Source organism: Paracoccus laeviglucosivorans (assembly GCF_900182695.1).
GTDB classification, from domain to species: domain Bacteria; phylum Pseudomonadota; class Alphaproteobacteria; order Rhodobacterales; family Rhodobacteraceae; genus Paracoccus; species Paracoccus laeviglucosivorans.
The window spans coordinates 1-17,375 of the sequence record NZ_FXTK01000013.1; the positions used below are offsets into that span (position 1 = coordinate 1).

Annotated in this window: 17 protein-coding genes and 1 pseudogene; 11 read left to right on the plus strand and 7 right to left on the minus strand. The window is 65.9% G+C overall.

Annotated features, from left to right (window positions below; translation table 11 throughout):
• Together FN835_RS13505 and FN835_RS13510 are read left to right on the plus strand one after the other, a co-directional pair.
• Nucleotides 1–113: pseudogene (locus FN835_RS13505) on the plus strand (electron transfer flavoprotein subunit alpha/FixB family protein); the annotation flags it as partial.
• Between the two features lie 186 nt (nucleotides 114–299).
• Entirely contained in the window at nucleotides 300–1,175 is an 876-nt protein-coding gene (locus tag FN835_RS13510) for a 3-hydroxybutyryl-CoA dehydrogenase (protein WP_142663761.1), read from the plus strand.
• A gap of 56 nt (nucleotides 1,176–1,231) precedes the next feature.
• Here FN835_RS13510 and plsY read toward each other — a convergent pair whose 3' ends face one another.
• The 3 genes from plsY to FN835_RS13525 are packed head-to-tail and all read right to left on the minus strand — an operon-like array spanning nucleotide 1,232 to nucleotide 4,037.
• Nucleotides 1,232–1,813: a glycerol-3-phosphate 1-O-acyltransferase PlsY gene (plsY, locus tag FN835_RS13515; protein ID WP_142663762.1), complete on the minus strand. Its 582-nt coding sequence runs from the start codon at nucleotides 1,811–1,813 to the stop codon at nucleotides 1,232–1,234.
• Nucleotides 1,810–3,081: a dihydroorotase gene (gene pyrC / locus FN835_RS13520; protein WP_142663763.1), complete on the minus strand. Its 1,272-nt coding sequence runs from the start codon at nucleotides 3,079–3,081 to the stop codon at nucleotides 1,810–1,812. The genes plsY and pyrC overlap by 4 nt, the downstream gene beginning before the upstream one ends.
• Nucleotides 3,078–4,037: an aspartate carbamoyltransferase catalytic subunit gene (locus tag FN835_RS13525; protein ID WP_142663764.1), complete on the minus strand. Its 960-nt coding sequence runs from the start codon at nucleotides 4,035–4,037 to the stop codon at nucleotides 3,078–3,080. The genes pyrC and FN835_RS13525 overlap by 4 nt, the downstream gene beginning before the upstream one ends.
• Nucleotides 4,038–4,142: 105 nt before the next feature.
• Between FN835_RS13525 and cobA the strand changes: the two genes are divergently transcribed.
• The 4 genes from cobA (at nucleotide 4,143) to FN835_RS13545 (ending at nucleotide 6,618) form a co-directional block, all read left to right on the plus strand.
• Complete coding sequence (cobA, locus tag FN835_RS13530) at nucleotides 4,143–4,877, plus strand: uroporphyrinogen-III C-methyltransferase (RefSeq protein WP_142663765.1); 735 nt, start codon at nucleotides 4,143–4,145, stop codon at nucleotides 4,875–4,877.
• Nucleotides 4,878–4,956: 79 nt separating this feature from the next.
• Entirely contained in the window at nucleotides 4,957–5,466 is a 510-nt protein-coding gene (locus tag FN835_RS13535; protein ID WP_142663766.1) for a DUF2478 domain-containing protein, read from the plus strand.
• Complete coding sequence (locus tag FN835_RS13540; protein ID WP_142663767.1) at nucleotides 5,463–5,696, plus strand: sulfurtransferase TusA family protein; 234 nt, start codon at nucleotides 5,463–5,465, stop codon at nucleotides 5,694–5,696. The genes FN835_RS13535 and FN835_RS13540 overlap by 4 nt, the downstream gene beginning before the upstream one ends.
• Nucleotides 5,689–6,618, plus strand: a complete 930-nt coding sequence (locus tag FN835_RS13545) for an AEC family transporter (protein WP_142663768.1) — start codon at nucleotides 5,689–5,691, stop codon at nucleotides 6,616–6,618. Before FN835_RS13540 ends, FN835_RS13545 begins: the two co-directional genes overlap by 8 nt.
• Before the next feature lie 8 nt (nucleotides 6,619–6,626).
• On the opposite strand, the gene FN835_RS13550 is transcribed toward FN835_RS13545, so the two are convergent.
• Both FN835_RS13550 and FN835_RS13555 read right to left on the minus strand, forming a co-directional pair.
• A complete protein-coding gene (locus FN835_RS13550; RefSeq protein ID WP_142663769.1) occupies nucleotides 6,627–6,956 on the minus strand; it encodes a DUF2794 domain-containing protein in 330 nt (109 codons plus the stop codon).
• A 58-nt stretch (nucleotides 6,957–7,014) separates the two neighbouring features.
• The gene (locus FN835_RS13555) at nucleotides 7,015–7,590 is read right to left on the minus strand and encodes a cytochrome b (protein WP_246098740.1); all 576 of its coding nucleotides are present in this window, start codon (nucleotides 7,588–7,590) and stop codon (nucleotides 7,015–7,017) included.
• Between the two features lie 214 nt (nucleotides 7,591–7,804).
• On the opposite strand from FN835_RS13555, the gene FN835_RS13560 reads away from it, so the two are divergent.
• The gene (locus tag FN835_RS13560) at nucleotides 7,805–11,662 is read left to right on the plus strand and encodes an amino acid adenylation domain-containing protein (protein ID WP_246098741.1); all 3,858 of its coding nucleotides are present in this window, start codon (nucleotides 7,805–7,807) and stop codon (nucleotides 11,660–11,662) included.
• On the opposite strand, the gene FN835_RS13565 is transcribed toward FN835_RS13560, so the two are convergent.
• Nucleotides 11,655–12,500, minus strand: a complete 846-nt coding sequence (locus FN835_RS13565) for an alpha/beta hydrolase (RefSeq protein ID WP_142663771.1) — start codon at nucleotides 12,498–12,500, stop codon at nucleotides 11,655–11,657. The two genes, FN835_RS13560 and FN835_RS13565, sit on opposite strands and share 8 nt — an antisense overlap.
• A 115-nt stretch (nucleotides 12,501–12,615) precedes the next feature.
• Between FN835_RS13565 and FN835_RS13570 the strand changes: the two genes are divergently transcribed.
• Genes FN835_RS13570 through FN835_RS13585 form a run of 4 tightly spaced genes read left to right on the plus strand, consistent with a single transcriptional unit; the run spans nucleotide 12,616 to nucleotide 16,944 of the window.
• Nucleotides 12,616–14,010 (plus strand): Vgb family protein, encoded by a 1,395-nt coding sequence (locus FN835_RS13570; protein ID WP_142663772.1) that lies wholly within the window; start codon nucleotides 12,616–12,618, stop codon nucleotides 14,008–14,010.
• A 47-nt stretch (nucleotides 14,011–14,057) separates the two neighbouring features.
• The gene (locus FN835_RS13575; protein ID WP_142663773.1) at nucleotides 14,058–15,143 is read left to right on the plus strand and encodes an ABC transporter substrate-binding protein; all 1,086 of its coding nucleotides are present in this window, start codon (nucleotides 14,058–14,060) and stop codon (nucleotides 15,141–15,143) included.
• Nucleotides 15,140–16,171, plus strand: coding sequence for a FecCD family ABC transporter permease (locus FN835_RS13580; RefSeq protein WP_142663774.1), 1,032 nt, complete (start codon nucleotides 15,140–15,142; stop codon nucleotides 16,169–16,171). Before FN835_RS13575 ends, FN835_RS13580 begins: the two co-directional genes overlap by 4 nt.
• Complete coding sequence (locus FN835_RS13585) at nucleotides 16,168–16,944, plus strand: ABC transporter ATP-binding protein (protein WP_142663775.1); 777 nt, start codon at nucleotides 16,168–16,170, stop codon at nucleotides 16,942–16,944. The genes FN835_RS13580 and FN835_RS13585 overlap by 4 nt, the downstream gene beginning before the upstream one ends.
• Here FN835_RS13585 and FN835_RS13590 read toward each other — a convergent pair.
• The gene (locus FN835_RS13590) at nucleotides 16,929–17,333 is read right to left on the minus strand and encodes a DUF1178 family protein (protein WP_142663776.1); all 405 of its coding nucleotides are present in this window, start codon (nucleotides 17,331–17,333) and stop codon (nucleotides 16,929–16,931) included. The two genes, FN835_RS13585 and FN835_RS13590, sit on opposite strands and share 16 nt — an antisense overlap.
• Nucleotides 17,334–17,375: the final 42 nt, after the last annotated feature.

Consider the following 17,375-nt stretch of genomic DNA (forward strand, 5'->3'; position numbering starts at 1 on the left):
AGGTCATCGTCGCCATCAACAAGGACGAGGAAGCCCCCATCTTCCAGATCGCCGATTACGGCCTGGTCGGTGACCTCTTCACAACCGTCCCGGAACTGACCGGGAAGGTGTGATCGATTCTCGGTTCCCGAAATACCCCGGGGGACGCCCCAGACGCCCCATCAAGGGGCGACTGGGGCGGGGGGCAGCGCCCCCCGTCGCATCAACCAGAAAACCGCCCGGCCGCCGGGCGGTTTTTGCATTGAACGCGACCAGCCCTTGCGCCTATCGTCCCCCGCGCAAGGTGAAAGGATCAAGGCATGACGATTCAATCGGTGGGCGTGATCGGCGCCGGACAGATGGGCAATGGCATCGCGCATGTCTTCGCGCTGGCCGGGTTTGACGTTCTGCTGACCGACATCTCGCGCGAGGCGATGGACAAGGCGCTTGCCCTGATCGGGAAGAACCTCGATCGCCAGATCAGCCGCGACAAGATCAGCACCGCCGACAAGGACGCCGCACTGGGCCGCATCAAGACCACCTCGCAGCTTTCCGATCTGGGCCAATGCGATCTGGTGATCGAGGCCGCAACCGAGCGCGAGACCGTCAAGCAGGCGATTTTTGAGGATCTTCTGCCGCACTTGAAGCCGGAAACGATCCTTGCTTCGAACACGTCTTCGATCTCGATCACGCGGCTTGCCAGCCGCACCGACCGCCCCGAACGGTTCATGGGCGTCCATTTCATGAACCCGGTCCCGGTCATGCAGCTGGTCGAACTGATCCGCGGCATCGCCACCGATCAGGAGACGTATCAAAAGCTGGTCGCGGTCGTCGAAAAGATCGGCAAGACCGCCGCCAGCGCCGAGGATTTTCCGGCCTTCATCGTCAACCGCATCCTGATGCCGATGATCAACGAGGCGGTCTATACGCTTTACGAAGGCGTCGGGAACGTCAAATCCATCGACGAATCGATGAAGCTGGGCGCGAACTGGCCCATGGGCCCGCTGGAACTGGCCGATTTCATCGGACTGGATACATGCCTTGCCATCATGGGCGTGCTGCATGACGGGCTGGCCGATACCAAATATCGCCCCTGCCCGCTGCTGGTCAAATATGTCGAGGCTGGCTGGCTGGGCCGCAAGACCGGGCGCGGCTTTTACGACTATTCAGGCGAAACGCCCGTCCCCACCCGCTAGGCGCAAGGGGGCATGTCCCCCGAACCGCAGGCGCCTCAATGGCGCCCTGCGGGGCGTCACTTCTTGCCGATCTTCGGCTCGGTTCCCGCCATGATTCGGCTGATGTTCGCGTGGTGTCGCACAAAGATCAGCACGGCCATGAAAGCCGTCACCACAGCCATGGCCCAACCATCCAGCCACAGCGCGACGAAAGGCGTCAGCGCTGCCGCGACCAGCGCCGACAGCGACGAAATCCGCCCGATCAGCGCCGTCAGCAGCCACAGCCCGCAGGCCGTCAGGCCAAGCCGCCAGTCCAGCGCCAAAAGCGTCCCAAGGAAGGTCGCGACCCCCTTGCCGCCCTTGAAGCTCAGCCAGACCGGGAACAGGTGACCCAGAAACGCTGCTGCGCCCGCGACCAGCGCCGCGTCAGGCCCGGCAAGCCAGCGCGCCAGCAGAACGGCGATCGCCCCCTTGCCGCTGTCCAGCAACAGGGTCGCCAATGCGGCAGGCTTGTTGCCGGTGCGCAGCACGTTCGTCGCCCCGATATTGCCCGAACCGATCTTGCGCAGATCGCCCAAGCCAAAGGCGCGGGTGATGACGATGCCGAACGGGATCGAACCCAGCAGATAGCCGATCGCGGCCCACAGGATCAGGCTCATGCCGCTTCTCCGAAGACGCGCTTGCCCGCGACCCATGTGCCCAGCACGCGGCCCTGCATCCGCGCCTCATCAAAGGGCGTGTTCTTGGATTTCGACAACAGCTTGAAACGGTCCATGATAAAGGGCGCGTCCGGGTCGAACAGCACCAGATCGGCAGGTGCGCCGACAGTCAGCCGCCCGGCATCCAGACCCAGCCGTTTCGCCGGGTTCAGCGACATGGCGCGCCACAATTGCGACAGGCTCAGCCCGCCCGAATGGGTCAGGCGCATCGCGGCAGGCAGCAGCGTCTGCAGCCCCACAGCCCCCGGCGCGGCCTCGGCAAAGGGCAGGCGCTTCGATTCTTCGTCCTGCGGGGTGTGAAAGCTGGCGATCACGTCGATAACGCCCTCGGCCACCGCCTCGATCATCGCCAGCCGGTCGTCTTCGGCCCGCAAGGGCGGGGTGAATCGGAAGAACGTCCGGTAATCACCGACGTCGAATTCGTTAAGCGTCAAATGGTGGATCGAGATTCCGGCGGTCACATCCAACCCCGCATCGCGCGCGCGCCGCAGTGCGGGCAGGCTGGCCGCAACGGTGATCTGATCGGCATGGTAACGCGCGCGGGTCATGGCAACCAGCGCAAGGTCGCGGTCCAGACCCATCACCTCGGCCATGGGCGACACCGCAGGCAACCCGTAAAGCGAGGCGAACTTGCCCGAGGTCGCCGCAGCCCCCTTGGACAGACCCGGTTCCTGCGGATGCCCCACGATCAGCGCATCAAGACCGCGCGCATAGGTCATGCAGCGCGACAACAGCCGGGTGTCGGACACGACGCGCACGCCATCGGTAAAGGCGACCGCGCCCGCATCCTTCAGAAAGCCCATCTCGACCATCTCGCGGCCGTCGCGGCCACGGGTCAGCGCGGCCATGTGGCGGATATTGACCGGCACATCCGCCGCGCGGCGGCTGGCGAATTCCAGTGATTCGGGATTGTCGATCGGCGGCAGCGTATCGGGACGCGCGATGATCGTCGTCACCCCACCCGCCGCCGCCGCAAGCCCGGCGCTGCGAAAGGATTCCTTGTGACGCTCGCCCGGCTCACCGATCTTGACACCCCAATCGACCAGACCGGGTGCAAGGCATTTGCCGTTGCAATCGATCAGCTCGGCCCCTTCGGGCGCGTCGGCATTCACGGCCTCGATCTGGCCATCGCGCAGGGTCAGGCTGCCCATGTCTTCGGTCAGCGCCTCGGGGTCGATCAGACGGGCGTTCTGAAAATGCTGGATCATGCCATCAACTCCGTCGCGGCGCGGCCGCGTTCGGCACGCAGATTGCGCGCCAGCAGGTCCATCGCGGCCATACGAACGGCGACGCCCATTTCCACCTGATCCTGAATCACGCTGCGGTTGATGTCGTCGGCGATGGTTCCGTCGATCTCGACCCCGCGGTTCATCGGGCCGGGATGCATCACGATGGCATCAGGCGCGGCAAGCGCCAGCTTTTCGTGGTCCAGCCCCCAGCGATGGTAATATTCCCGCTCGGACGGGATGAAGCCCCCATCCATGCGTTCCTTCTGCAGGCGCAGCATCATCACGACATCGGCGCCCTTCAGCCCCTCGCGCATGTCTTCATAGACCTCAACGCCCCAGTCGGCGGCACCGGCGGGCATCAGGGTCGAAGGCCCGACCAGACGCAGCCGGTTCTCCATCTTGCCCAGCAAAAACAGGTTCGAGCGCGCGACGCGGCTATGCGCGATGTCGCCGCAGATCGCCACGGTCAGGCGGTGCAGCCGCCCCTTGGCGCGACGGATGGTCAGCGCGTCCAGCAGCGCCTGCGTCGGATGCTCGTGGCGCCCGTCGCCCGCATTCAGCACGGCGCAGTTCACCTTTTGCGCCAGCAGATCCACGGCCCCCGATTGCGGATGGCGCACCACCAGAAGGTCGGGATGCATGGCATTCAGCGTCAGCGCCGTGTCGATCAGCGTCTCGCCCTTTTTCACCGACGAATGTGCCACAGACATGTTCATCACATCCGCCCCCAGACGCTTGCCCGCCAGTTCGAAACTGGCCTGCGTGCGGGTCGAGTTTTCAAAGAACATGTTGATCTGCGTCATCCCCTCCAGCGCGTCGGAATGCTTGACGGTGCGCTTGTTCAGATCGACATAGGTTTCGGCCAGATCAAGCAGCGTAGTGATTTCGGCTGGGGCCAAAGGCTCGATCCCCAGAAGATGGCGCGCGCGGAACATGGATACCCCCGGATCTCGGTCGCGCCCTCTATCGCAAATGCTTTGCCATGCGGCAAGTCATACGCCCCCTTGCCTTGGCGCGGATTTTGCCGCAATCGCCAAGATATGAACCAGAATAAGGGCAAGGTCAGTTTCGTATCCTCGGGGCCGGGTGATCCCGAGCTTCTGACCTTGCGCGCCATCAAGCGACTGCAGGCCTGCGATGTGGTGCTGTTTGACGACCTTGCATCCGGCCCGGTGCTGGATCAGGCGGGGCCGCAGGCCGAACGCATCGCGGTCGGCAAACGCGCGGGCCGTCCCTCGGCCAAACAGGAATACGTCAACGCGCTGCTGGTCGAACACGCGCAGGCGGGCAAACATGTCGTGCGACTGAAATCCGGCGATTCCGGCATCTTCGGACGGCTCGAGGAGGAGATGACCGCACTTCGTCAGGCGGGCATCGCATATGAAATCGTGCCCGGCGTGCCCTCGGCCATGGCGGCAGCGGCGGTGGCGGGTCTGCCCCTGACGCGGCGGCTCACGGCGCGACGGCTGCAATTCGTGACCGGCGCCGATGTGACGGGCGGCCTGCCGCAGGACCAGAACTGGGCGGCGCTGGCCGATGCCCATGCCACAACGGTCGTCTTCATGGGTCAGCGCACCTTCCCGAAAATGGCGCAAGGCCTGATCGCGAACGGCCTGCCCCCCGACACCCCCGCCCTGCTGGCCGAGGCCGTGGGCCACCCGCATCAGCGCCTTTTGCGCATGACCGTGGAAACGCTCGCAGCCCTTCTGGAAGCCGAAGGGCCCAGCCCGCATCCCGCCCTGATCCTTTACGGTCCGCTGGCGCAAGGCGACTAAGCACTTCTTAGTTCTTCAAATACCCATGTTGCGCCCGTCGCAGCCGGGACTATTCTGACCCCCTGACAGGAGAGTCACGATGCTGGGATTCGTCACCATCCGCGAAAATATGGGCGGCGCCGACCGCCTGTTGACCGAAACCGCCGATGCGCTGATCGCGCGCGGGCTGCGGCTTGCCGGGGCTGTCCAGCACAATCTGGACCGTGGGCCGGGGCAGGATTGCGACATGGACCTGCGCATCCTTGGCGATGCGGCCCCACCGATCCGCATCTCGCAAAATCTGGGCACCTGCGCCGAGGGGTGCCGTCTGGATACCGGCGCATTGGCCACCGCGGTCGCGCGCGCCGAAGCGGTGTTGGCCAAGGGTGCCGATCTGGTCATCGTCAACAAATTCGGCAAACAGGAATGTTTCGGGCGCGGCTTTCGCGATTTCATCGCCGAGGCTCTGGCGCAGGGCGTCCCGGTCCTGCTGTCGGTCCCTGTCGAGCAATTGCCGGGATTTCATGAATTCGCAGGTGATCTGGCCCAGCCGGTCGATGCCGATCAGGCGCTGGCATGGTGTCAGGCATGGGGCCGGCGCGCCGCATGACCGAACGGATCGACGCGCGCGGCCTGCTTTGCCCCCTGCCGGTCCTGCGCCTGCGCAAACATCTGCTGGCTCTGCCGCCGGGAACACGGGTCGCGCTGATCGCGACCGACCGCGCCGCCATCCTTGACGTGCCGCATTTCTGCGCTGAAAGCGGTCATCGCCTGATTGCCACGCAAAATATCGCGCCGGGCGAAACCGAGTACACCGTAGAACGCGGACCCGATGCTTGAAATTTTCCTCAAGACCCTGCCGTTTTTCATGCTGATCGGCACGGGCTGGGCTGCGGCCCATAGCCGTTTCTTCCCGCCCGAGGCGACGCAATGGCTGACGAAGTTCGTCTTTTACTTCGCGCTGTCGGCCATGCTGTTCCGCTTTGCCGCCACGCTGGACGTGCGGCGGCTGTTCGATCCGCAATTCTGCCTTGCCTATCTGTGCGGCACCGGCGCGATCTGGGTCGTCGCCATGGCGGTCGCCCGCTGGCGGCAACTGCCCTTGGGCGAGGCCGCGATGGAGGCACATACCGCAATCACCGGCAATACCGGCTTTCTGGGCGTGCCGATGCTGGTCGTGCTGCTGGGTCAGGCCGCGATCGGTCCGGTGATGATGGTGCTGACCATCGATCTGGTGATCTTTTCCGCGCTGCTGACGCTGCTTGTCACCGCCTCACGGCAGGGACGCGGGGCGTTTGCGGCGCTGGGGCCGTTGATCATGGGCATCGTCGGCAATCCGATGATCGTCTCGATGGTGGCGGGGCTGGCCTGGGCTGCGTTCCGCCTGCCCATGCCAGCACCTGCGGCCGAGTTCCTGCAATTGCTGGGCGCTGCCGCAACGCCGGGCGCACTTTTCGCCATCGGGGCCAGCCTTGCGGGCCGTTCGGCACAGCGCATGGCCCCGGCCCTGTGGATCAGCGTGGTCAAGCTGGTGCTGCATCCGCTGGCGGTGGGCATCACCGCGCTGATGATCTTTGACGTCCATCCCTATGCGGCAGGGGTGATGATTGCGGCGGCAAGCCTGCCGGTGGCCGGCAACGTCTATATCCTTGCGCAGCATTTCGGGGTGGCGGTGCAGCGGGTTTCGACGGCGATTCTGGTATCGACGGCAGCCAGCATCGCCTCGGTCCCGGTGGTGATCCACTGGATCACGACGCGCTGAACGGCGCATCAATCGACGGGGCGGATCAGCTTCTTTTCCAGAACGCGCAGCACGGTCGGCAGATCGTGCCCGCGTTTCAGAATGCGACCGTCCATCCCGATCACGGCATATTGACCCTGAGCATTGCGCATCCGGGGCCGCTTTTCGATGCGATACAGCGGATGTTCGGTCGCGCGGCGAAAGACGGAAAACACCGCGACCTCGCGCAGGAAAGACATGGCATAGTCGCGCCATTCACCCGCAGCCACCATGCGCCCATAGACGGATAGAATGGCCCCAAGCTCGGCCCGGTCAAAGGCGATGCGATCCTGTTCGGGAAAACCAAAGGGCGCGTTCATCATGACTGAATGGTGACACCCAAACGGGCAGCGATCAATGAAAAAGGGCGCGCGCCCTTCAGGCCCGGCGCCGCCCCGCCATCCTTGTCAGCGTCCCGTCGCGCCACATGCCTTCGTGAACGCCGACCATCAGCACATGACCTGCGATCAGCGCCAGCGTGACCCATGCCAGCTCGCCATGAAGCAACTCTCCGAACTGCACCATCCAGCCGATCGGCGGTTGCTGCGGCGCAAAGATCGGGAACCCGAAGGGGGCAAAGCCCCGCTCGCCGCCATAGGCACGCATCAGCGCCGACAGCGGCACAAGGATCATCGCCCCATACAGCGCCAGATGGCCCAGCCGCGCGGCAAGGCCCACCACGCCATCGCCGTGATGCGGGCGATTTCGGCGGTTCGTCAGTGCCCAGACCACGCGCAGCACGATCAGCACGAACAGCACCGTGCCGACCTTTTGATGCGAGCCTACGAAAAACGCCACGATGGGCTGGCGACCAAGCGCCAGTTTCAGCCCCATGCCCACGAACTGCCACAGCATCAGCGCCGCAATGGACCAATGCAGCAACCGCGTGATGCGACCGTAAAGCTGCGGCGTGTCGCGCAGGGGCAAGGCGGTTTTCATCTGGGTCTGGGTCATCCCTTGATCCTGTCCTGACATCGGGGCCGAGCTAAAGTTGACTAATTTTCTTGGTAAGACTATGGCCGCAAGGCCCACCGGGGACAAGCGCCCCAAAGTTCCGTTCCGATAACATGGTCGTCAGCCGATGTGCATAACAGCTTGTCTTTCCTCTCAACCGGCTGTGATCTGTGCTGAGATGAGTGCAAGCGCAAGCCCCGTTACAGTGTCATCAATGCCTCTGACCGAGGCACAGGAGGGGCTTTGGTTCGCGCAGGCACTGGACCCCGGCAGCCCGATCCTGAACACCGGGCAATATCTTGAACTTCTTGGACCTTTGGACCGCGATGCCCTGGCGCAGGCCGTGGCGCTGACGGTGGCCGAAGCGCCCGCCCTGTCGCTGCGCTTTGCCGATCCGGGCGGCATCCCGCGTCAGGCGCAGGGCGTGCCGCCGATGCTGGGTTTCGCCGATCTGTCCGCGCAGCCCGATCCCGTGGGGCAGGCCCTGGCGCTGATGCGCGCCGACAGCGACCGACCCGTGGCGCTGGCGCGCGAACCCGCTGCGGCATTCACCCTGTTCGTCATCGGTCCCGAACGCCACTTCCTTTACGAACGCATCCACCATCTGGCGATCGACGGCTATGGCATGGTGCTGGTCACGAACCGCATCGCCGCGCATTACGCGACCCTGACGACCGGCGCGCCCGCACCCGCGCCCCTTGGTCCGCTGGGTCTGGCCCGGTCCGAGGATCTGGCCTATCGCGACGCCCCTCGGCGCAAGGACGACCGCGACTGGTGGCATACCGAGCTTGCCGACCTGCCCGAGGTGACCGGCCCCGCGCCGGGACGCGCGGTCAGCGGGCACAGCTTTATCCGCGACAGCCGCGAATTGCCGCTCGATCTGCTGGCGGCGCTTGGGACTTACGCCCAGACCCATCGCCTTGGCTGGCCCGATATTCTGAATGCGCTAAGCGCCGCCTATCTGGCCCGCTGGACGCAGGGAGAGGTCGTGGTGGGCCTGCCCTTCATGGCGCGCATGGGCCGCAAGATCGCCGAGGTGCCCTGCATGGCGATGAACGTGCTGCCGTTCCGCCTGCGCCCTGACGAAGACGCGCCGCTGCCAGAATGGCTGGCCGCCCAGTCCAGACGCATGGCGCAGGCCCGCCGCCGTGGACTGTATCGCAGCGAACTGCTGCGCCGCGAACTGGGTCTGGTCGGCGGCACGCGCCGTCTTTACGGGCCGCTGGTCAACGTGCAGCCCTTTGACAAGCCTCCGGTCTTTGCCGGTCTGGACTGCAGGCTGCATATCCTTGGGGCGGGCGCGGTCGATGACCTGACGCTGACATTCCGCGGCGATCCTGCGGGCATGGTCTTCGAGGTGGACGCGAACCCTGCGCTGTATTCCGCAGACGAAACCCGCGCCCATGGCGACCGGCTTCAGGCGTTTCTGCTGGCCGCCCTTGCAGCGCCCACGCTGGCCAGTGTCCCGACCGCCAGCCCCGTCGAAATCGCCCTCGCCCGAACCCGCGCCGAGGCCACGCATCGCCCCCTGCCCGACACCACCCTGACCGCGTTGATCCAACGGCAGCTGGCCGCCACCCCCGACGCCCCCGCCATCAGCTTTGGTGGCGCGACCCTGACATTCGCCGATCTGGACCGCCGCAGCGCCGCGCTGGCCGCGCAATTGCGTCAGATGGGCGCAGGCCCCGACGCCATCGTCGCCGTCGCGCTGGAGCGTTCGCTGGAACTGCCCGTCGCGCTGCTGGCCTGTCTGCGTGCAGGCGCGGCCTATCTGCCGCTGGACCCGTCGCATCCGCCCGAACGCATCGCGCGCATCCTGCATCTGTCACAGCCCGTCGCGGTGCTGTCGGACCTGACCGCATTGTTTCCGGCGGCAACCCCGCTGCTGGCCCCGGCAGATTGGCGGACCCAGCCCGAACCCGCGCTTGTGCTGGAAGGTGTCGCGTCGCTGATGATGCCGATGGACCCCGGCAGCGGGCCTGCCGCGCAGCCGGGCGATCTGGCCTATGTCATCTTCACCTCGGGATCCACGGGGGAACCCAAGGGCGTGGCCATCGAACATCGCGCCATCGTCAACCGCCTGCTGTGGATGCAGACCCATTACGGCATCGACGCCAGCGAACGCATCCTGCAAAAGACCCCCGCGACCTTTGACGTGTCGGTGTGGGAATTCTTCCTGCCCATGATCTCGGGGGCGGAACTGGTCATGGCGCCGCCCGACGCGCATCGCGACCCTGCGGCCATCGCCCGGCTGATCCGGGAACGCGGCATCACGACCTGCCATTTCGTGCCGTCCATGCTGTCGGCGTTTCTGGCCGCGCCCGTCTCGGACGGGCTGGTGATGCGGCGGGTGTTCTGTTCGGGCGAGGAATTGACCGCCGATCAGCGCGACCGGTTCCACGCGCGGATAACGGCGGAACTGCACAATCTTTACGGCCCGACCGAGGCGGCGGTGGATGTAAGTTTCTGGCCCGCTTCGCCCAACGACCGCGAAAACCCCATTCCCATCGGCTGGCCGGTCTGGAACACCGCGCTGCATGTGCTGGACGACCGGATGCGTCCGGTGCCGCCCGGTCTGCCGGGACATCTGTATCTGGGCGGCGTGCAGCTGGCGCGCGGCTATCTGGGCCGTCCCGATCTGACGGCGGATCGGTTCGTGGACGCGCCGCAGGGCCGCCTTTACGCGACGGGCGATCTGGCGCGGTTGCGGGCGGATGGGGCGGTAATCTATCTGGGCCGCTCGGACCATCAGGTGAAAATCCGCGGTCTGCGCATCGAGCTGGGCGAGATCGAGGCCGCCATCATGGCCGCAGGCATCGCGCGTCAATGCGTCGTCGTTGCACGAGAAGATCACGCGGAAAAGCGGCTGGTGGCCTATGTGGTGCCCAATGGCGCGTGGCAGACGGGGCTGCTGGCCGAACGGCTGGCGATCAGCCTGCCCGCCTATATGATCCCGGCGGCCGAGGTGGTGCTGGATGCCCTGCCCGTCACCTCGAACGGCAAGCTGGACCGCAAGGCCCTGCCCGCCCCTGCTTTTTCGGCGCAGGGCCGCGCTGCCCGGACGCCCACGGAAACCCTGCTGGCGCGCCTGTTCCAGCAGGTGCTGCACCTGACCGACCCCGCCTCTGCCGAAGCGGATTTCTTTGCCCTTGGTGGCGATTCGCTGTCCGCAGTGCGTCTGGTGCAGGCGTTGGAGGCCGAGACGGGCCGCGACCCCGGCCTTGGCACGATCTTCGAACATCCGCTGCTGTCCACGCTTGCCGCCGCGCTGGACGCGCAGGCACCGCAGGATGATGGGCTTGGCCCGCTGATCCTGCTGGCCGATGGCGATGCCGATGCCGCACCCCTGTTCCTGATCCATCCGGCGGGCGGTCTGTCATGGGGCTATCGCGGCCTGGCGCGGCGCGTCGCGCCCGCGCGCAAGGTCTGGGGTTTGCAGCATCCGGGCCTGAATCCCGATCTGCCGATGCCCGACAGTCTGGCCGACATGGCCGAAGGTTACGCGCAGCGCATCGCGGCGCTGGTGCCCCATGGCACCATCCATCTGGCGGGCTGGTCGGTCGGCGGCATCCTTGCGCATGAGGTGGCATGGGTGCTGACCCGGATGGGCCGCGCGCCGGGGCTGGTCGCCATGCTGGACAGCTACCCCGCCGATGCGTGGCGCAATGAGCCGGAACCAGACCCGGTTCAGGCGCTGCGCGCGCTTCTGGCCATCGCGGGATATGACCCCGAGGCGCATCGCGATCTGGACACGCGCGACAAGGTGGTGGCGTTCCTGCGGCGCGGCGACAGCGCGCTGGGGGCTTTGCCGCGCCGCGTGCTGGACGGCGTGGTGCGTGCGGTCACGCAGACCAACCGCCTGATCCGCGGCCACAGCCATCGCGCCTATCCGGGCAGGATCACGCATTTCCGCGCAGCCAACGACCATCAGGACAGCGACCTGTCCCCTGCCATGTGGCAGCCCTATAGCGCCGGGATCGAGGTCATCGACCTGCCGCTGCTGCATGCCGAGATGACCTCGGCCGAGGCGGTGGCGCTGATCGCGCCCGCGCTGATCCAGCGCCTCAGCTAAGGGCGAAGGGAAAGGCCAGCGCGAAAGACCCGGCCAATGTCTGGATATGGACATGGCCCGGCAGCACATGGATTTGCGCCGCATGACCCGGATGCCGCGCCAGATCGGCCACGAACTGCATCGTCGCGGGGGCGGGGCCGTCGGGCGGTGGCCCATCGCTGCCCGAGCGTTTCTCGCGGTCCCCCAGGGCAACCAGCAGGGGCAGGCTGGCCTGATCCGCCTGCGCAGCGATGCGACGCATCAGATCCTCGTCCCACCAGATCGAGGGGCTGATCGCCGCATGACGCGCAAAGCCCGCCGGATGCGCCAACAGCGCATAAAGCGTGAACAACCCGCCGAAACTGTGGCCCCATAGCGTGCGGCGGGCGGGGTCGATGGGCAGCCCTGCCTCGGCCGCAGCGCGCAGCGGGCCGGTCAGGCGGTCGTGGAACATCCCCGCCCCGCCCGCCATGCGCCCGTCATGCACATGATCGGGCCGCAACCCGTCGCCCGGACCATCCGGCGCAGTGAAATCCAGCGTCCGCAATTCGCGCGCGAACTGGCGTTCGGTGTCATAGCCGACGCCGACCACGACCAGCCCCGCCGCCTGTGCCAGATGATCCGCCGTCAGGAAGTCGAAGGCCGCGTTTCCGTCCAGCATATAGATGACCGGCCATCCCGCCGCGGGCGGCTGCCCCTTGGGCACGGCCAGAAACAACCGATAACCCGGCCCCACCCGCACCACCTTTTGCGACAGATCATGCGTCGGCACGTCGTCATCGAAAATACGCAGCCGCGTTTGGGCACGCGCATGGTCGGGACCAACATGACCGAAATCACGGCTTTGGGAAACGGTCATCTTCCATGATGTCCTTAGTTGACAGTGACAGTCAGGATTATAGGTTGCGCGCAGAACGAAGCCAGCCCCAAGGGTCAGCCATCCACCCGCCTCTGACATATTTCAGGAGAGAATAATGGCAATGACCCGTTTCCGGCTGCTTGCAGCCTCGGCCTTGACGCTTTCGATGCTGGCTGCGCCCAGCTTTGCGGATGCGCTGTTCAGCCAGCCCGCCAAGGATTTCGACGGTCAGGTCCGCATCACCGGCGAAGTGCGCGGCGATCCGATCTATAAGGGCGGCAAGGCGATCGTCACCGGCGCGCGTCTGGTTCCCGGCCAGACCGTCACGCTGCTGCATGGCGGCACGGTGCTGAACGACCAGCCCATCACCGTCGATGCCGAAGGCGGCTTCAAATATGAAATCGCCATCGACGATACGGCGATCGCCGGCAACCAACCCATCGTGATCAGCACGCAGAACCCGGCATCCGCCGAGGTGGTAGAACTGAAGATCTCGGAAAAGCTGCCGCTGTCGGGCGATGACAAGTTCACCGCCACCAGCCAGCCGGTCAATCCGGGCCTGTATCAGGTGATCTACAGCCCGAAATCGGATGCGGTCTTCGTGGGTTCCGCCGTGGGTCGCCCCCCGGTCAAGGAATCGGCGCTGGTCAAGCTGAACCCGGAAACGCTGGAAGTCGTGGCCAAAGCCTCGCCCGCCGAAGCGCCCGGCAAGGATGGCAAACCCGGCGGTCTGTTCGCCGTTTACGGGGTCGAGGTCGATGACGCGAACGACACCGTGTGGGTCACGAACACTCGTCAGGACACCGTGGCCGTCTATAAGCAATCCGACCTGTCGCTGGTCAAGCAGTTCGACCCCGGCACGGTCCCGCATGGCCGCGACGTGGTGGTGGACGAAGCCAATGGCCGCGCCTATGCCTCGACCAGCTTCGGAAACGAAATCAAGGTCTTCGACACCAAAACGCTTGAGGAGCTGGACCCGATCGTCATCCCGTCGAACGAACGCGGCAGCGCCTTTGGCGCCATGGCGCTGGATATCGACGAAGAACATGGCAAGCTGGCCACCGTCAGCATCAACACCCCCGAAGCGGCGATCGTCGATCTGAAGTCGGGCGATGTGAAGGTCTTCGAACTGCCCAATTCGAAAACCGGATCGGGCGTGGCTTTCGACGCGCAGGACGGTCTGATCTTCGTGGTCTCGCAGGAAAGCGACAACCTGCTGATCGTGAACGTGGAAACCGGCGAAACGGTGCATGACGTCTATGTCGGCGCAACACCCCTGAACGTCACGTTCGAGCCGAAAAGCCGTCTGGCATTCGTGGCCAACCGCGGCTCGGGCACGATCACGGCGGTCGATACGCAGGGCAAGATCGTCGCCAACCTTGATGCCGGCAGCTTCCCGAACCAATTGCGCGCCGATGGCAAGGGCAATGTCTGGGCGGTGAACAAGTCGCGCGGCGAAAACGACGAGGCGGGTGACCGCATCTGGCGCATCGCGCCTGCCACCAACTAAGACCAGCGGGCCGGGGCAACACCCCGGCCCAACCACATGAGGCTCCGATGTTTCTTCGCCCCATCCTTGCCGCTGTGCTGATCGCGCTTGCCGGAACCGCGCAGGCCGATGTCACCGCGACCGATATTCTGGGGCGTCAGGTGACCTTGCCCGAACCCGCACACCGCATCGTGCTGGGCGAAGGGCGGCATCTGTCCGTGCTGGGCCTGATGCATGACGACCCGGTGGCGCTGGTCGCGGGCTGGCGGCTGGACAAGCCATTGGACCCGCCGACGCTGGACGCTTACCGCGCGAAATTCCCCGCCATTGATGCGATCAAATCGGTCGGCGCGGGCAATCGCGATCTGTCGGTCGAGGCGGTGATCGCGCTGCAACCCGATCTGGTCGTGCTGACCGTGATCGACCAGAACGACCCCAAGATGACCGTGGCCCGCCAGCAGCTGGAAGCCGCGGGCATTCCGGTGGCCTTTGTCGATTTCTTTTCCCATCCGCAGGAAAACACCGTGCCCAGCCTGCGCATCCTTGGCGCTCTGACCGGCGCGGATGCCCGCGCGGATGAATTCGTGAAATTCTACGAATCCCACATGAACCGCATCCGCGAACGGCTGGCGGACGCGCCGCGCCCGCGCGTGTTCATGCATGTCCATGCCGCGCCGGTGAATTGCTGTTCGACCGTCGGGCCGGGGGTATTCCATGATTTCGTGACCACGGCGGGCGGCCAGAATATCGGGGCCGAGGCCGTGCAGGGCGTCTTGGGCAATGTCAGCCTGGAATACCTGATCGGGGCCGATCCCGATTTCTACATTGCGACCGGCGGCACGCATATGGCGGCACGTGGCGGTCTGGTGCTGGGGCCGCAGGTCGATGCCGAGGACGCGCAAGCGAGCTTTGACAAGCTGATCGCCGCGCCGGGCATTTCGTCGCTGCGGGCCGTGCAGGACGGTCATGCGGCAGGGGTCTGGCATTTGTTCAACGACTCGCCCATCCATATCGTGCTGATCGAATATCTGGCCAAGACCTTCCATCCCGACCTGTTCGAGGATCTGGACCCCATGGCCACGATGCGCCAGATCGAGGCGACGTTTTCCCCCGTCGAGGTGCCGGGTTCGTGGTGGGTGACGCCGCAGCAATGAACGACATCCTTCACCGCTATCAGGCGCAGGGCCGACGTCATGCCGCCTTGGTCGGGCTGCTGGCCCTGGCCGCGCTGGCCGCGCTGGTGCTGGACCTGACCACCGGGCCTGCGGGCCTGCCCTTGGGCGACACGCTGCGGGCACTGACGGGGGGGCAGGTGTCGCGCGGTGCGCAGGTCATCGTCTGGGACGTGCGCCTGCCCGTGGCCTGCATGGCGCTGTTGGTCGGTGCCGCGCTGGCGCTGGCCGGGGCGGAAATGCAGACCGTGCTGGAAAACCCGCTGGCCGAGCCGTTCACACTGGGCGTATCCGCATCCGCCGCTTTGGGGGCGGCGGTCGCCATCGTGCTGGGCCTGACCGTTCCGGGCCTGCCGCCGGTCTGGGGCGTGTCGGCCAATGCATTCGTCTTTGCGGTCGGCGCGCTGATGCTGCTGCAACTGCTGGGCCGGATACGCGGCGGCGGACCCGAGGTGCTGATCCTGTTCGGCGTCGCGCTGAACTTTACCGCCGCCGCTTTGCTGTCGCTGGTGCAATTCGTGGCATCCGCCGATGCGCTGCAGCAACTGGTCTTCTGGTCGATGGGCAGTCTGGCCGCGACGCAATGGCCGGGTGTCGCGATGGTCGCCGTCGTGCTGGCGCTGGCGGTGCCGTTTTCGCTTCGCGCCTCGTGGAAGCTGACTGCCCTGCGGCTGGGGCAGGATCAGGCGCAAAGCTTCGGCGTCGATGTGGCCGCCTTGCGGCGCTGGACCCTGCTGCGCGTGGGGGTGCTGTCTGCCGCGGCCGTGTCGATGGTCGGCGTCATCGGCTTCGTGGGCCTTGCCGGGCCGCATATCGCGCGGCTGCTGGTCGGCGAAAACCACCGCGTCTTTCTGCCCGCCAGCCTGCTGACGGGGGCGCTGGTCATGTCGCTGGCCTCAACCCTGTCCAAGACCGTCGTGCCGGGCGTGCTGCTGCCGATCGGGCTTGTCACGTCACTGATCGGGTTGCCGATTTTCTTCGCCCTGATCCTGCGCGGGCGCCGCAGATGAGCGTGCAGGTCCGCGACATCTCGGTCCGCTTCGGCAGGCGTCAGGTGCTGGACGCGCTGACCCTGCCGGAAATGCACGCCGGAGAGGTGACGGTCCTGGCCGGTCCCAATGCCGCCGGGAAATCCACGCTGCTGCGCGCCATCGCCCAGCTGTTGCCGCATCAGGGGCAGGTCGCGCTGGACGGGCAAGACCTGCGCCAGATGCCCGCCACCGAACGCGCGCGTTTGGTGGGCTTCATGCCGCAAAGCCTGCCCTCCGGGTCGTCGCTGATCGCGCTGGAAACCGTGATCGCGGCGCTGCGGGCGGGCAAGACCCTGCCCGCGCATCAGGCCGATGCCGCCGCAATGGCGGTGATGGAGAAATTGGGCATCGCGTCACTGGCGCTTGAGCCGCTGGACGCGCTGTCGGGCGGGCAGCGGCAAATGGTTGCGCTGGCCCAGGCCATCGTGCGCGATCCGAGTCTGCTGCTGCTGGACGAGCCGACAAGCGCATTGGATCTGGCGCGTCAGGTGCGGTTGCTGTCGGAATTGCGCCGCCTTGCGGCCGAGGGGCGGGTGGTCGCCGCCGTGCTGCATGATCTGGCACTGGCCGCGCAATGGGCCGACCGGATCGTGCTGATCCATGCGGGCCGCGTCCATGCCCATGGCCGCCCCCAAGACGTGCTGACCCCCGCCCTGCTGGCCGAGATCTATGGCGTCGAAGCCCGCATCGAGCGGTGTTCACGCGGTCGGCTGATGGTGCTGATCGACGGGGAACGTCAGTTGGCGCGCTGACGCGAACGGAAGGGCAAGGGGGCGACGGGAATACCGTCCTCCAGCAGCTTTTTCGCGTCTTCCAGCCGCGCCTCGCCATGGATCGCGCGGGTGGGTGCATCGCCTTCGTGCATCGCGCGGGCTTCGGCGGCAAAGGACATGCCGACGTAATCGGAATTCGCCTCGACCTGCTCGCGCAGCTTTTCCAGCGCGGTTTCCTGCGGGGTGCGCGGAGTATGCAGGTCACGGGTGGACACGCCCGGCGCCATCAGCGCCTTTTCGACCGATGGGCTGCCGCAATGGGTGCAGGTGACCTGTCCGGCCTTGCGCAAGCCCTCGAATCCCTCGGAATTCCGAAACCAGCCATCGAAGTCGTGGCCTTGGTCACAGCGCAGGTCATAGCGGATCATGTCAGCCCCTTTTCGTCCCATGAATATCAGGACTGGATCGGG